The organism is Pseudomonas leptonychotis (genome assembly GCF_004920405.1).
Taxonomy (GTDB): Bacteria; Pseudomonadota; Gammaproteobacteria; order Pseudomonadales; family Pseudomonadaceae; genus Aquipseudomonas; species Aquipseudomonas leptonychotis.
In genome coordinates this window covers 1,110,230-1,124,878 of the sequence record NZ_RFLV01000001.1, presented here as the reverse complement: position 1 = coordinate 1,124,878, position 14,649 = coordinate 1,110,230, and the positions used below count along the sequence as shown (strand labels likewise).

The following is a 14,649-nucleotide window of genomic DNA, read 5'->3' as shown; positions in this document are numbered from 1 at the left end:
GACGGCTTGGTTGCTCATGGCTGTGATCCTTGAAATTCTTCCTGAAGATAGCTCGCCACTTGGGGCGGGCGGAATACGTTGAGGCGCGCGCTGACCTCGATCCCGGGGCCGCGCAGATGACATTCGAAAACGCCCATACCGTTGTCATCCTGCAGCGTACGGGTCGCGTGGATATGTAGCTCGGCTCCTGCCGGAAAACGTTCGACATTGCACTCGTACTTGCGCGTGCCGAGCAGAAAGCCCAGCTCCACCGGCTCGCCGAGCAGGCGCGCTTGGCAGCCGGCGTAGGCTGCGACGCTCTGCGCCATTAGCTCGATACCAACCCAGGCCGGCAGGCTACCGTCGGCCTGATTGAACAGACCTTCAGGGCGAACAATGAGCTGGGTTTCGATGTCCTCGTCGCCAAAGCGCAGCACCTGATCGATGAGGATCATGTCGGCGGCGTGGGGAACCAGTTCGGCAATGGGCCATTGCTTCATGCGCGTTCTCCTGGCGCTTCGCTGTGTTCTTCATTCGGCTCTTCACCCATCTCTTCACCCAAGAGCAGGCTGATATTGTTGCCGCCGAAGGCGAAAGAATTACTCATCAATCGGCGCGGACGGTTAACGGCTATATGAGTGCCAGCTTGCACCAGGTTCAGCGCCGGTAAGCTCGGGTCAGCCTCACCGTCCCACAAATGTGGGGGCAGCAAATGCTCTGGGTTGTATTCGCTCAAGGTCAGCCAGCAGAAGGCGGCTTCCAGCGCACCAGCCGCGCCTAGGGTGTGGCCGACCATGGGTTTGCTGGATGAGCAGGGCACGCCGTGCGGGAAGATGGCCTGCACCGCCAGGCTTTCCATGGCGTCGTTGTGAGTGGTGGCGGTGCCGTGCAGGTTGAGGTAATTAACCTGGGTGGCGCTGATGCCTGCCGCCTGCAACGCTTTGCGCATAGCGGATTGAGCGCCATGGCCATCGGGTTGCGGTGCGGAAATATGGTGGGCGTCGCAGCTGGCGCCGCCACCAAGCAAGGCGATTGCTGTGGCACTCCGGGGTACGGTTGCTGCGCCATCTAGCGGCGCTCTGCTCATGGGTTCTTTAGTCATCAGAAACAGTGCCGCACCTTCACCGATATTGATGCCGTGACGGTTGACTGAAAACGGGTTGCAGCGTTCGGCCGAGACCGCTTCCAGGGCGGAAAAACCGTTGAGGGTTAGGCGGCAAAGGCTGTCTACGCCGCCACAGATCACCGCATCACACACGCCCAGGTTAAGCAGGCGCTGGGCGCTGAGCAGGGCCCGCGCGCCCGAGGTGCAAGCGGTGGAAATGCTGAAGCACGGCCCGCTCAGGCCCAGCCAGTCACTGAGGAAATTCGCCGGCTCAGCCAGTTCCTGCTGGGCGTAGTCATAATGCGCGGGCAGCTCGCCCTGCTTGAAGTACTCGGCGATGCTCTGACTGGCTTCTTCGATACCTGAGGTGCTGGTGCCAAGGATAATCGCGACGCGCTCGGTGCCGAATTGAGCGATGGCGGCACGCAACGCGGGCTCGATTTCCAGCGCGGCAGCCAGCAGCAGTTGGTTGTTGCGGCTGGGAGGATGGCCCGGCAGCTTGGGTAACTCAGGCAGGTCGCCTGGCACCGAACCGACGGTCAGCGCGCGCTCAGTCACCCAGCCGCTTTGCGCCTGCATGCCGCTGCTATCGCCGGCGAACAAGGCCGTCGCTACCGCCTGCTTGCCTTGGCCGAGGGCGCAGTTAAGGCCCAGTGCGTTGAGGTAAACCGGCATCAGGGAATCTCTTTGTCGGCGAGGGCATAGACCCGGTAACTCAGCACCTGAGCCTGGCTCAGGGTGAAATCCAGCGGCGCGTGGTAGTCGATCAGCCAGTGCGGGTTCAGTCGGCGCTGGCCGTTGGCCAGTTGCTGCCAGGTGTCCGGCGCGTAGCTGGCAGGCAGCTTGTCGAGTGGAGTCAGGGCGAACAGCAGGGCGGCGAACAGCTCCTGCGCTTCGCTATTGGGCGGTAGCAAGCCGTCAGCGCGCCACTGACCATCTACCAGCAGCTGCCGTGCCAGGGGCATGCCGAGCGGATCGAACAGCGACCAGCGCAGTGCCGACTGTTCAGCCTGCACCACCAGCCACCAGGTCTGTTGATCTGCGCCTTGCTGGCGCTCAACGCGCAGCGCCGCCGGCAGTGGTGCGCCAAAGGTTGGCGCGCTTAGCGGCAGCGGCGTGCGGGCGGCGCAGGCGCTGAGTAGCAGGCCGAGGCCAAGCAGGATGAAGCGCTTCATGCCGAAGTTGCCTCCAGTGGCTTGCGCGCCACCACATTGACCAGGGTTTCATTGCGCTGGCCGGCCGGCTTGGGCTTTAGCAGCCCCCAGCGCTCCAGCAGGCCGAAATCCTTGGAGCGGCTCCACCACAGATAGGGGTAGGAGATGTTCTGGGCTGCGAACGCAAAGCCTTGGCCGCGCAGCATATCCAGATAGCCATCAGCCGTTTTCTGCACGTGCATGGGGTGACGGAATAGCCAGCGGATCACCCAGGTATCGATGTAGTACTGGGTGGATTCGGCAAACAGCAGATAACCGCCGGGCTTGAGTACGCGCCAGAACTCGGCCAAGGCTTGTTCCTGCTCAACCAGATGGTGGAAGGTCTGGTGGCAGAACAGCAGGTCGACGCTGGCATCTGGTAGGTCGATGGCGGCGCAGTCACTGGCGATCAATTGCACCTCCAGGCCCAGGCGCTCGGCCTCGGCACGCGAGCAATCAAGGCTATGCGGGTCGGCATCCAGGCCGATTATTCGCGCCGGTTTGAACGCCTCATTGAGCAGGCCGAAGGACTTCCCCTGGCCGCAACCGACATCCAGCAACACCGGCGCTTCTGGTAGCGGGCCTGCGAACAGGCTGCGCAGGTCATTGATTGCCACGCGCAGCACATGGTGCTGCCAGACGTGGCTCTGCAAGAACCAGAAACCGAAGCGGGTTTCCTCGACGTAGGTGGCGGCCGGGTTGCTCATAAATATCCTTATTAATTAGTGGCGCAGAGTTCGGCAAGCACCCGCAGGCGGCGGCGCGGCTCGGCGACGTAAGGGTTTTTCTCATCCCAGGCGTAACCGGCGAGAATCGAGCTGATCATCCGGCGGATTTCCGGCTGGGCCTTCTCGAAATAGATCACGTCCTGGAAGCTGCCGTCATACCAACCCTCGACATACACGCGAAAGGTGTCGACGCCGCGCTTGAGCGGGACGGCGAAGTCAGCTTCCCAGTCCACCGCCTCACCGCTCAACTGACGATGCAGCAGGCCGGCGGCCATGCTCGCAGAGCGCATGGCGATGGTCACGCCGGAGCTGAACACCGGGTCGAGAAACTCGGCGGCATTACCCAGCAGGGCAAAGCCTGGACCGTGCAGGGTTTTGACGTTGGCTGAGTAGCCGCCGATGGTCCGCGCCGGAGTGTCCCACACAGCGTTTTTCAGCACCTTGTGCAGGCTGGGCGTCTCTTCAATGAATTGCTTGAGGCAGGCATCCAGATCTTCCGGACGACCCTGATAGCGGGTGGCATCGGCCACCACGCCCACCGAGCAGCGGCCGTTGCTGAACGGGATGGTCCAGAACCACACATCGCGCAGTTCGGGGTGGGTGCTGATCAGAATCTTCTCGCGGTCGAAGTTGCTACCTTCGCTGCGGTCTTCAACGTGGGTGAATACCGCTTGGCGCACTGGGAAGTTGGACGGCAAGTCGAGATCGAGCAGGCGCGGCAGCACGCGGCCATACCCGCTGCCGTCGAGGACGAAGGCGCATTCGACCTGATATTCATGGCCATCGGCCAAGCGCCTTACGCTGAGGCGCGGGCAATCAGCGCTGAAGTCGACGGCGAAGATTTCTTCTTCATAGCGGATTTCCACGCCCTGCAATTCGGCCTGGTCGGCCAGCAGCTTGTCGAAGTCGGCGCGCAGCACCTGATAGGTCGAGCCTTGGCCTTTGGTGAAGGTGTCGCGAAAATCGAACTCGGTATAACGCTCGCCCCAGCCAAAGGCCGCGCCGTGTTTGGTCTGAAAGCCTGCCGCACGCACCGCGTCGAGCATCCCGGCTTCTTCGACGAAGTCCAGGCAGTGCGACAGCAGGCTCTCGCCAATTGAGAAGCGCGGGAAGCGTTGGCGCTCCAGTACCAGCACGTCATGGCCGTTGCGCTTGAGCAGCGCCGCGGCAATCGCCCCGGATGGCCCGGCGCCGATGACTACAACTCGGCGTTGTTCGACTTCAAGAGACTTCATAGCGGCTTCTGGCCTCATGCGTGACGGCGTTTGGGTAAGCACCGGCCAGGGCCGGTAACAGGGTCGAAATCAGGCCCATCAGCATCAGGGCGAAATACAGTGCTGGGCTGATTATCTGCTGTTGCAGCAGCAGATTGATAAAGATGATTTCAGTCAGGCCGCGGGTATTCAACAACAGGCTTTCGCGCCACTGCCCGGCATAAGCGTGGCGTTGTCCGGCGGCCCAGCTCAGCCCTAGCCAGTTACCGACCAGTTTGCTGATGATGGGGAGTAGCAACAGGGCTGCAAACTGCCAGGCAGAATACCCCAGCCAAGCGTCGTGCCAGTCGATCTGCAGCAGGCCAAAGGCCAGAGTCAGCGGCACCGCCAGCCAGGTTTGCAGCCAGCGCAGTAATCCGGCGGGTAGCGGCAAGCGCAAAGGCAAACGCAGGGCCGTGAGCAGTAACAGGTAGGCGATGCCGAACACCAGGGCATTCAGCTGCAGTTGCTGCATCACCAGCAACAGGATGAGAAAGCAGCTGCCATTGAGCCGCGCCGAACGCAGCGGCAGCAGCTTCAACAGCAGCGGTAGGGCGGCGGCCAGCAGGGGCCAGAGCAAGGAGGTCGGGTCGCTGCTGCCCTGGGCCAGGCCGAAGATCAGCCAACACAGCACATCCATGATGATGGCCGCTTGCAGCAACTGGCGAATCTTGGCCGCTGGGTAGCCGAGGTGTTGCAAGTAGAGAAACAGCACCGGAATGGCGGTTAGGGCAAACAGCAAGCCCACGGCGATATCGGCCAGGCCGCTCTGCGCCGGCAGCAGCCAGAAAGCGCAAGCCAGGCCGCAGAAGAAGGGGATGAAGAAGCTCGGCAGGGCGATCTGCAGGCTACCGGGTTCAAGTTGCAGGTCGACCACATCACTGAGGATATGCCCCAGCAGCAGACAGAAGGCCACGCCATACAAGGGCTCCAGCCACACCGGTGCGAGCAGCTCGCGGGCGCCCAAACCCAGCGGCGTGGTCCACAGCATCAGCAACGGCAGGCCCAAAGTGGCCAGCAGCAACTGGCTGACAATCGGGATCAGGCGCAGGTGTTTACCCAGCCAGGTCGCCAGGGCAAACAATGCGAGCAACGCCAGCCAGGCCAGAGCGATGGTCATGTCGTTTGCGCCTGGTTATGTCGGGCTTGCTGGGTGCCGGCCCAAGGCGCGAGCAGAAAGCAAAACAGCAGGCCGAGGCTGATCGCCAGGCCGAAGTTGGCAATCGCTGGTGTATCGCTGATCAGCAGCAGGCCGAACGACAGCCAGCTGGTCAGCGCCGAGAGCAGGGTGCCGAGCAGGCTGACGGCCGGCCCGCCGATGTTCTCGCGCATGAGGATGGCGTAATCGACGCCGATGGCGGTGATCAGCAGCAGGCCGAACAAACTGAACAGCGTTAGCGGCTGGCCCAGCCAACCGAGGCAGGCCAGCGCCGCCAGCGCCGCCAGCAGTGGTAGGCAGACCACCCGCAGCGCGCCGCCGAGGCCGAATGGCAGGCACAGCAATAACAGGATGGCGATTGAGGACAGCAGTTTCAGTTCAGCGGCGCTAAGTTGGGTGGCGCTAAACAGCGCGTTGAGTTCGCTGATCCGATCGACCAGCTGTACGCCTGGCAGGCCCTCGACCAGCGGGTTGAGGCGGGTGCTGTTGCTCAGTCCTTGCAGGCTGACCAACCCGGCCACGCTCTCGGCTCCGTCTTCACTATGGTTCCCCAGCCAGAGCGGTCGCCAGGCCTCACCCAGGGGGCTGGCAAGGGCTTGCTCCAGGCTCGCCTGGTTGTTCTGTTGGAGCGCCAGCAGTTCGCTGTGCAGCGCGGCTGGCGGAATGCCCAGGTCGAGCAGGGGTTGCCAGTGCTGCGGCAGTTCGCGCAGTGCGGCGCGCAGCTCCTGCAATTGGCTGTCGGGTGCGACCAGCTGGCTAAGGGCGCGGTAGTCGCGTAACTGGCCGTTCTGTACCGCCTGATCGAGGCGCTGGCTTAGCGCCGCCTGACGCTCCAGCAGTTGCTGCATATTGGCGGCGCGCACCAGGAAGAACTGGCTGGTGGGCTGTTGGCCGGTGAGCTCGGCGATGCGCTGAGCTTCGGCGAGCAATTGCGGCTCTTTACCCAACCATTGACGCAGGTCGTTCTGGCTGTGCAACTGCCACAGGCCGCCGGCGCAGAACAGCAATAACAGCGCTAGTAGCGGTGCGCTGCCTATTTTGCCTAACAGGCGTGCCCGACTGGTCAGCAAGCGTTGGCTAAGGCTGAGCAGGCTGGGCGATGGGCGTAGACGCAGCCCCTTGAGCCAGGCTGGCAGCAGGCACACCGAGCAGAGGTAGGCGGCGATCAATCCGGCGGCCGAGAACAGGGCGACCTGGGTCAGCGCCGGAAACGGAGTAAAAGCCAGCGCCAGGTAGCCGATCAGATTGGTGCCCAGGCTCAGGCTCAGGCCCGGCAGGGTGGCACGCAGCGCGCCCCAGCTGCTCCAGCCTTCGCTGCCTTCGGCGTTGCTCCAGCTTTTACTCAAGTAGTGTTGCGGGTAGTCGGCGGCGACCCCGACCAGGCTGGCGCCCAGCACCAGAGTCAGGGCGTTGATCTGGCCGAACACCAGCACGCAGGCGGTGCAGCCAGCCAGTAGCGCCATGCCAATCGGCAGCAGACTGATCAGCACGCGCACGCGGCGGAAGGCCAGCAGTAAGAGCAGCAACGTACCGAGGGTGGCGCCGCCGCCAATCAGGCTGATCTCGCGGGTGGCTTTGGCCTGGCCAGCGGCGGCGTATAGCACGCCACCGGCGGCTAGCAGTTGTCCGCCGGCGGTTTCGATCTGCGCGCGGGTAGCGGCGACTTGCGCGGCAATCAGCGGCGGTTCTTGCATATCAAAGGCGCTGCCCTGGGCGCTGGCGCGTAGCAGGGCCCAGGTCATGCCCGGCTCTTCTAGCAGCAGTGCACCGCTGCTCAGGTCGGCCTGGATGCGGCTGCCGGGGTTCAGCGCCTGCTGCGCACGCACGCCCAGGCCCAGCCAATCTTGTTCGATGGGCAGCAGGCTGAAACCGGCGAATGTATCGAACAGCTGGGCGGCGCGTTGTTCGAGTAGTTGTTGCGGGTGTTCCAGCAACAGTTGGCGATCTGCTGTCGGCAGCAGGGCCAGGCGGTTGCTGCGCAGGTAATCGCGCAGCGCCGCGAGGTCGCTGTCGACGCTCCACTGCACCTGAGCGAAGCGCCCACTGCCGCGCCACTGCTCGCCCACCTGCTGCGCGAGGGCAATCGCCTGCTCGCGTTGCGGGTGACCGATCAGTAGCAACAGGTCGCGGTTGAGCGGCTCCTGCATACGCTGCTCGGCCTGTTGCACCAGAGCGTCGCCGCTGCCAGCGGGCAATAGCGCGAGCATATCGGCGGCTACGGGCGGGCCGTTACGCCACTGCCAGACGGCAAGCGCCAGCAGGCCGACGAGCAGCAGCAAAAAGCCACGCGGCAGCCAGCGCTCACTGCGCAAAGTCGCGTTGCTCCTGCTCGCTCAAAGCATCGCCGGCCTGGCTTTCAGGCAAGCGCAGCACGCTGTGGTCGCCCTGGGTTTCATGCAGCTCGATGCGCTGCACCAGCGCGCCGCCGTCGATCTGGATGCGGCTGAATATCTGTTTGAGCAACACCGAGTTCGGCACCAGGCGTAGCTGCCAGGCTTCAGATGTGCCGCTCAATTGCAGCTCGAAATCCCGCGCCAGGCCACTGTGATCGCCCTTGAGTACGGCGAGAAACAGCCGGCTCTGTTGCGCCGCGACATCCTGTCCGGGCTGCTGTTGCCAGCCACTGGACGTGCGCTTGGCAATGCCCTGGTTGTCGATGCGGTAATCCTGCTTGAGCGGGCTTTGCAGCTGCCAAAGCAGGCCGAGATCGCGGCTGAGAACGAACTGGCCACGGCTGGTCAGCGGCTGCGGCAAGGCGCGCAGGTGTTTTTCCTGAATCAGCGGACCGCGCACCACGGCCGGCTTGGCCAGCTGGGTGCTGAGCTGGTCGAGGTCGAAGGCATAAGCATCGGATGCCAGAAGCAGCAGAAACGCCAGCTGTAGCCCGGATGCAATCCGGGAGCGGGGTAAGGCCGGAGAACGTTTCCCGGATTTCATCCAGACTACGAGGCCAGCACCGCGTTGGGTATCGCGACGCTCAACCCAACCTACGGTGCTGAGCGCACGGCTTAATCCGGCCCAAAGATTGTTCACGCCAGCACCTTTTCAACGGCGTCGGTCAGCACCTTGGGTGAAACAAACTGCATCTCGCGGGTGGCGATTTCCACTGCTACTTGCACGCTGCTGCCGCGAGTCATGCGCTCGCCTGTAGCGGCGTCGCTGACCAGGTAGTTGATCTTCAGGCGGTTTTCCCACTCCACCAGGTCGGCGCGCACGGTGATGCGCTGGCCGAATTGCGCGCCACGGATATAGCGCACCTGCAGGTCGATGACCGGCCAGGCGTAGCCGGCGTCGCGCATTTGTCGGTAGTTGTGGCCGAGTTTGTCGAGTAGGGCGCAGCGCGCCTCTTCGAAGTATTTGACGTAATGGCCGTGCCAGACCACGTCCATCATGTCGACGTCGAAGAACGGCACCACCAGCTCGATTTCGGTCTGCAATACGCCCTTGCTACGCATAAAGGCCCCAATGCTGGTCGCGGATACGCACCAGACACAGGCGTAGCTCGGCTTCCAGGGCGCGGTCTTCGATCACCGGGTGGAAGTCCACGGCCAGCTGTTCACGCATGGCGGCGACCGGCGCCGGGATGTTGATTTTGCCGTCGCGCTGGCGTAGCCACACGCCCTGGTTGGCGGCCAGCAGGGTGGCGGCGGCGACCTGTTCGGTCAGCTCCAGGCTGCGTAGGGCGTCGCGGGCGGCGATGGTGCCCATGCTCACTTTGTCCTGGTTGTGGCACTCGGTGGAGCGTGAGAACACGCTGGCCGGCATGGTGTTTTTCAGCGCCTCGGCGGTCCAGGCGCTGGTGCCGATCTGCACAGCCTTGAAGCCGTGGTTGATCATGGCGCTGACGCTCGGCGCACCCGACAGATTGCTCGGTAGGCCATGGTTGTAGCGGGTATCGACCAGCAGGGCGAGCTGGCGGTCGAGCAGGTCGGCGACGTTGCCCACCAGGTTTTTCAGGCTGTCCATGGCGAAGGCGATATGCCCGCCGTAGAAGTGTCCGCCGTGCAGCACGCGCTCGGCCTCGGCGTCGATCAGCGGGTTGTCGTTGGCGCTGTTCAGCTCGATCTCGATAAATTGGCGCAGCAGGCCCAGGCTGTCGGCCAGTACGCCGAGTACGTGCGGTGCACAGCGCAGCGAGTAGCGGTCTTGCAGGCGGTGCAGCGGCGCGGTCGGTGCGTCGATGGCCAGGTCTTGACGCAGCCAGGCGGCGACTTGCATCTGCCCCGGATGCGGCTTAGCGGCGAACAGGCGCTCGTCGAAGTGTTCCGGGTTGCCTTCCAGCGCCACCACATTGAGTGCGGTGATGCGCGTGGCCAGCTTGAGCAGGTAGTCGGCGCGCGAATAAGCCTGGCAGGCCAAAGCGGTCATCACCGCGGTGCCGTTCATCAGCGCCAGGGCTTCTTTGGGGCGCAGGGTCAGCGGCGTCCAGCCAAGCGCGGCATGCACGTCGGCGGCGCTGCGGCGTTCGCCTTTGAACATCACCTCGCGCTCACCGCTGAGGGTGGCGGCCACGTAGGACAGCGGCGTGAGGTCGCCGCTGGCGCCGACCGAGCCTTCTTCCGGGATCAACGGCAGCACATCAAATTCGATAAAGGCTTGCAGGCGTTCGAGCAATTCCACACGCACGCCGGAAACGCCCTGACACAGCGACTGCAAACGTGCCGCCAGGACCGCGCGGGTCGCTTGCTCATCCAGCAGTTTACCCAGGCCGCAGCCGTGGAAGGTGTAAAGGTGACGCGGCAGCGCTTCGACCTGATGCAGTGGTACGGCCACCACGCAGGAGTCGCCGTAGCCGGTGGTGACGCCGTAGATCACCCCCTCCTTGTCCAGCAGGCTGTCGAGGAAGCGCGCACCTTTAGCGATTTTTTCGCGGTAGGCGGCATCGCTTTGCAGTTGAGAAGGGGCGCCGCGGCTGGCCAGGGCGACAACCTGCTCGATGCTCAAGGGGCGTTCGCCAAACACGATGGGATCAGGCTGATGTGTCGTCATCTTCATTCCAAAACGGGTAGAAATTGAACCATTGCAGAGGCGCATCCAGGCAGCGTTGTGCCAGCTGGTCGGCGTAGCGTTGGGTCCAGTGGCGGATCACCTCATCACGTTCGCTACGCTTCCATTGCAGGCGCTCGGCGAAGGGTTCGATGATCACTTGATAACGGTTGTCGATTTTCAGGCAGTGGATCAGGCTGACCGGGCATTGCAGTAGCCCAGCCAGCAACCACGGGCCTTGCGGGAAGGCGGCGGATTTTCCGAGAAAGTCTACATTGGCCTTGCGGCTGCCCTTGAGTGGCACACGGTCGCCGGCAATCGCCAGCCACTCACCGCGTTCCAGGCGTTCGGACAATTGCAGCATGATCGCCGCATCCAGCTCGCTGACTTGGATCAGGCGCAGGTGGGTGGAGCCGGCCTCGCCGAGTAGGCGGTTGAACTGCTCAGCATGCTTGGTGTGCACCAGCACATTCATGGTCACCTGCTCGCCGAGTTCGGCCAGGGCGCGGCAGACTTCCAGATTGCCTAGGTGCGCGGCCACCAGCATCTGCCCACGGCCTTGCTGGTGCAGCTGGGTGCAGGCATTGCTGGGGTCGACCAGGGTGACCTGCTCCAGGCCAAGCTTGCCATTCCATACATCGAGCTTGTCGAGTAGGGCGTCGGCGAAGCTCATAAAGTGGCGCAGCACGGACAGGCGGCTGGGGTGCAGCTCTGCGCGACCGCTCCAGTTGGCCAGGTTGCGTTGATACTGACGGATGCTGCGCCGCGCTTTGGCGCCGAACAGGTAGAAATACAGCACGATCAGGTACAGCAACGGGCTGATCAGCCGGCGCCCAAGCACACGGGCCAACCAGGCAGTGAACTTCATCAGGATAAAGCTGCCGCGTTCGCGCTGCCCGGCCCAGTGCTGCGGGTTCATCTGCGCCACCTGCGCCAGAGGATCTGCGGCGCGCGCAGCAACATGCCGAAAAACAGCTTGGTGTGCATCTTCGAGATCAGGGCATTGTCGTGCCACAGACGAAAGTGCGAGAGGCCGTCCAGCGGGTAATGCACCTTGGTCGGTAGCCACTGCATGGGCTGGTTGCGCCAGGCCAGGCGTACCAGGACTTCGGTGTCGAAGTCCATGCGTTTGCCGAGGCTGACCGAGTCGATCAAGGCGAGGGTGGCCGGCAGTGGATAGACGCGAAAGCCACACATGGAGTCGCGGATGCTCAGCGACAGGGTGTTGATCCACACCCACACGTGGGTCAGGTAGCGGGCATAGAGGCGACCCTTAGGCACGCTCTCGTCGTACTGCGGGTAGCCACAGATCAACGCCTGGGGTGCGACTTGCGAGGCTTGGATAAAGCGCGGCAGGTCACTGAGGTCATGCTGGCCGTCGGCGTCTACCTGTAAGGCATGGCTGAAACCCAAGTGCGCGGCTTCACGCAGGCCGGCCATAACCGCACCGCCCTTACCCTGATTGACGGCCAGACGCAGCAGGTGGGTGTCGGGCTGTGTGGCCAACTGATCCATCACCGCCGCGCAAGCCGGGCTTGAAGCGTCGTCTACCAGCACACAGGGCAGGCCGGCCGCGTGCAGGGCCGCGACCACCACGGGCAGCGCGTGCTCGTGGTTGTAGACCGGGATCACCGCGCAAGGCTTATGCATCTATCGCCGCCCCGTAGGATGGATCGGGCCGCGCAGGCTGAGCCGCGCGATACCCATCGCCACTCTGTTGGGTATCGCTGCGCTCAACGCCAACCTACCAAAGCACTTCATTGAGCTGGCCCCAGCAGAATCCGTCCGGACGAGCAGGCGGCTTCGCCGTTGCGGAAGGTGAAGTACAGCTTGTTGCGCTGTGCGTCGAAACGCAGGGTCAGTTGCAGGCGGTCACCGGGGCGAACCAGTTGCTGAAATTTCAACACTTCCATACCGCTGAAGCGTGGCGGCAGATCCGTAATCAGCTGGCGCGCCAGCTGTTGCGCCCAGTCAACCTGGACTACGCCTGGCAACACCGGGGTTTGCGGAAAGTGGCCGGTGAAATGTGCGAGGTCGAGCGGTACATCCAGCTCCAACAACCATTCACCGTCCTGCTCGACTGCCGACAGCGGTTCCACCTGGGTCGGCCGCGGTTCGGCCAGCAGTGCTTCCACCGATGCTTGCGCCAGCTTGCCCTGGTTGTTGTAGGGCAGCTGCGCGAGCAGCCGCCAGCGACGCGGCAGGGCGATGGCTTCGCAATGGTCGGCCAGGTGGCGGCGCAGGGTTTCGGTGACGGTCTTGCGGCCCTGGTTGCGCAGCGCATGCAAGCCGGCCGGGCTCAAGGCCACCAGCGCGCCAAGGTAGGCGCGGCCTTCCTGCACCACGCCCAGGCGCGCATCACTGAGCCATTCATGGCGGCTCAGCGCCTGTTCGAGCATGGGCAGGGAGATACGCTTTTCTTCCAGTTTGATAATCCGGTCCAGGCGGCCGCGCAGGGCGAAGCGACCATCGGCCTGCAACTCGACCGCATCGGCGGTTTGCTCGCGATGGCCGGCTGGCAGATAGGGCGACGTCAAGTGCAGCGCACCTTCGGCGTTTTGCCCAAGCTCGACATCGGCGAATGGCGTCCATAGCTCGCCGCCCTGACGCCAGGCAATGCCGCCGGTTTCCGAACTGCCGTAGATTTCCGTGGGCCATTGACCAAGTAGGCCGTGCAGTTCGGCAGCGGTTTCAGCTGGCAGCGCGCCGCCAGAGGAAAACACCTGGCGCACCGCACGCAGCTCCGGCCAGTTGAGGTTATCGCCCATTCTTTTTAATAGCGCGGGGCTGGCCACCCAGACGAAAGCAGTGCCGGTTGCCAGGCTTTCGCGCTGCAAATCTTCGGGGAACGGCTGGGCACGGCGCAGAAAGGCGCGGCCGGCGCACAGCGGCCACAGCACGCGAAACAGCAAGCCATAGATATGTTGGGTGGCGACGCTGCCAAGGATGGTCGCGCTGCCCAGTTGCTCGCCCCACAGTTGTTCCAGGGCCGTGACTTCATTGGCTAGCTGGCGCAGGGATTTGTCGATCAGCTTGGCTTCGCCGCTGGAACCGGAGGTGCACAGGGTCAGCCGGCACTGGTCGAGATCAAGCGGGGCCGGCGGCAGCGCAGCGCTGTCGGCGTTAAGCAGGCCATCAAACGTAGCGACGCCTGAGCTGTCCAGCCACAGGTCGCATTGCGTACTCATGCGCTGGCGGGTCTGTGGCTGGGCATCGGCGGGCAGCAGCACGGTAATCCCGGCACGCCAGGCGGCCAGCAGGGCAATTGCCAGCTCAGCGGCATCGTCGAGGTACAGCGCCAAGCGCTGTACGCCACGGCTTTGCAGCTCAGCCGCCAGCTGCAGGGCATGCTGGCGCAGCTGGGCGTGATTCAGATCCGCGGTTACTGCGCGACCTGGGTAGGCTTCGAGCAGCAGGTGCTCAAGGGGCAGCCAGTTCATTCATGTCTCCTTACACGCTGGCGCACCAGCCACTCTCCGGCAAACAGCAGGCCCATCAGCCCGTAGGCAATCAGCCCGGTATACAGCGTCCACCAACTCAGCGGGGCCCAAAAATTCAGCGCCACCACCACCAGGCCGTTGGCCAGGAAGAACCCGGCCCAGACGGCGGTAACCAGGCGCGTGTAGCGCACGGCGACGTCCGGCAGCTGCGGCTCGGTCAGGCGCGCCAGGCGTTCGATCAGCGGCGGGCCGAATTTCAGGCTAAGGCCAAACAGTGCCAGCAGCAGGCCGTTAAGCAACACCGGGTACCAGCGCAACAACGCGGGATCGCCCGCGAGACCGAGTAGCAGGCAGAAACCCAGGGCCATGGCGGTCATCCAGCGGTTGCCCGGCTTGCCCCATTGGCTCAACGCGCGCACCAGCCATAGGCCGCCGAGCACCACAGCGAATAGGCGTGGCGAGAGGTGCTCCATGCCGTAATACACGGCAAACGGATAGAGCAGCCCGGCCAGCAGCAGGAGCAGGCCAAATAGGCGACTCATTATTCGCTGGCTGGGGCGTTGACCAGCTGCAGCACCGCCTCGACCACGTCACCGACGGTGCGCACGGCCTTGAACTCTTCGGCCGCGAGCTTTTTGCCGGTTTGGCGTTTGATATGGTCGATCAGGTCCACGGCGTCAATGCTATCGATCTCAAGGTCCTGATAGAGGTTGGCTTGTGGCGTAACGCGCTCAGCATCCAGTTCGAACAGCTCAACCAGAGCGTCGCGCAGGGTGATGAAAATCTCTTCACGGGTTTGCATCGGT

Annotated in this window: 15 protein-coding genes; all 15 read right to left on the bottom strand. The window is 63.6% G+C overall.

All coding sequences use genetic code 11. The features are described from left to right. Positions 1-14: 14 nt before the first annotated feature. The 15 genes from D8779_RS05075 to D8779_RS05005 all read right to left on the bottom strand — a co-directional run bounded on the left by D8779_RS05075 (position 15) and on the right by D8779_RS05005 (position 14,645). Complete coding sequence (locus D8779_RS05075; protein WP_136663359.1) at positions 15-479, bottom strand: hotdog family protein; 465 nt, start codon at positions 477-479, stop codon at positions 15-17. Beyond that, on the bottom strand, positions 476-1,759 hold the full coding sequence (locus D8779_RS05070) for a beta-ketoacyl-[acyl-carrier-protein] synthase family protein (RefSeq protein ID WP_136663358.1): 1,284 nt from the start codon (positions 1,757-1,759) through the stop codon (positions 476-478). The genes D8779_RS05075 and D8779_RS05070 overlap by 4 nt, the downstream gene beginning before the upstream one ends. After that, positions 1,759-2,259, bottom strand: coding sequence for a hypothetical protein (locus D8779_RS05065; RefSeq protein ID WP_136663357.1), 501 nt, complete (start codon positions 2,257-2,259; stop codon positions 1,759-1,761). Before D8779_RS05065 ends, D8779_RS05070 begins: the two co-directional genes overlap by 1 nt. Further along, entirely contained in the window at positions 2,256-2,984 is a 729-nt protein-coding gene (locus tag D8779_RS05060; RefSeq protein ID WP_136663356.1) for a class I SAM-dependent methyltransferase, read from the bottom strand. Before D8779_RS05060 ends, D8779_RS05065 begins: the two co-directional genes overlap by 4 nt. A gap of 11 nt (positions 2,985-2,995) precedes the next feature. Continuing rightward, complete coding sequence (locus D8779_RS05055) at positions 2,996-4,240, bottom strand: NAD(P)/FAD-dependent oxidoreductase (RefSeq protein ID WP_136663355.1); 1,245 nt, start codon at positions 4,238-4,240, stop codon at positions 2,996-2,998. After that, the gene (locus D8779_RS05050) at positions 4,227-5,378 is read right to left on the bottom strand and encodes a cation:proton antiporter (RefSeq protein WP_136663354.1); all 1,152 of its coding nucleotides are present in this window, start codon (positions 5,376-5,378) and stop codon (positions 4,227-4,229) included. Before D8779_RS05050 ends, D8779_RS05055 begins: the two co-directional genes overlap by 14 nt. After that, positions 5,375-7,729, bottom strand: coding sequence for an MMPL family transporter (locus D8779_RS05045; protein ID WP_136663353.1), 2,355 nt, complete (start codon positions 7,727-7,729; stop codon positions 5,375-5,377). Before D8779_RS05045 ends, D8779_RS05050 begins: the two co-directional genes overlap by 4 nt. Continuing rightward, complete coding sequence (locus tag D8779_RS05040; protein WP_420875596.1) at positions 7,719-8,354, bottom strand: outer membrane lipoprotein carrier protein LolA; 636 nt, start codon at positions 8,352-8,354, stop codon at positions 7,719-7,721. The genes D8779_RS05045 and D8779_RS05040 overlap by 11 nt, the downstream gene beginning before the upstream one ends. Before the next feature lie 92 nt (positions 8,355-8,446). Next, entirely contained in the window at positions 8,447-8,872 is a 426-nt protein-coding gene (locus D8779_RS05035) for an acyl-CoA thioesterase (RefSeq protein WP_136663352.1), read from the bottom strand. Further along, entirely contained in the window at positions 8,865-10,406 is a 1,542-nt protein-coding gene (locus D8779_RS05030) for an HAL/PAL/TAL family ammonia-lyase (RefSeq protein ID WP_136663351.1), read from the bottom strand. The genes D8779_RS05035 and D8779_RS05030 overlap by 8 nt, the downstream gene beginning before the upstream one ends. Then, on the bottom strand, positions 10,387-11,322 hold the full coding sequence (locus D8779_RS05025; RefSeq protein ID WP_136663350.1) for an LpxL/LpxP family acyltransferase: 936 nt from the start codon (positions 11,320-11,322) through the stop codon (positions 10,387-10,389). Before D8779_RS05025 ends, D8779_RS05030 begins: the two co-directional genes overlap by 20 nt. Next, a complete protein-coding gene (locus D8779_RS05020; RefSeq protein ID WP_136663349.1) occupies positions 11,319-12,053 on the bottom strand; it encodes a glycosyltransferase family 2 protein in 735 nt (244 codons plus the stop codon). The genes D8779_RS05025 and D8779_RS05020 overlap by 4 nt, the downstream gene beginning before the upstream one ends. A gap of 107 nt (positions 12,054-12,160) precedes the next feature. Continuing rightward, entirely contained in the window at positions 12,161-13,843 is a 1,683-nt protein-coding gene (locus tag D8779_RS05015) for an acyl-CoA synthetase family protein (RefSeq protein ID WP_136663348.1), read from the bottom strand. Further along, positions 13,840-14,385, bottom strand: coding sequence for a COG4648 family protein (locus D8779_RS05010; protein WP_136663347.1), 546 nt, complete (start codon positions 14,383-14,385; stop codon positions 13,840-13,842). Before D8779_RS05010 ends, D8779_RS05015 begins: the two co-directional genes overlap by 4 nt. Continuing rightward, positions 14,385-14,645 (bottom strand): acyl carrier protein, encoded by a 261-nt coding sequence (locus D8779_RS05005; RefSeq protein WP_136663346.1) that lies wholly within the window; start codon positions 14,643-14,645, stop codon positions 14,385-14,387. Before D8779_RS05005 ends, D8779_RS05010 begins: the two co-directional genes overlap by 1 nt. Positions 14,646-14,649 lie beyond the last annotated feature (4 nt).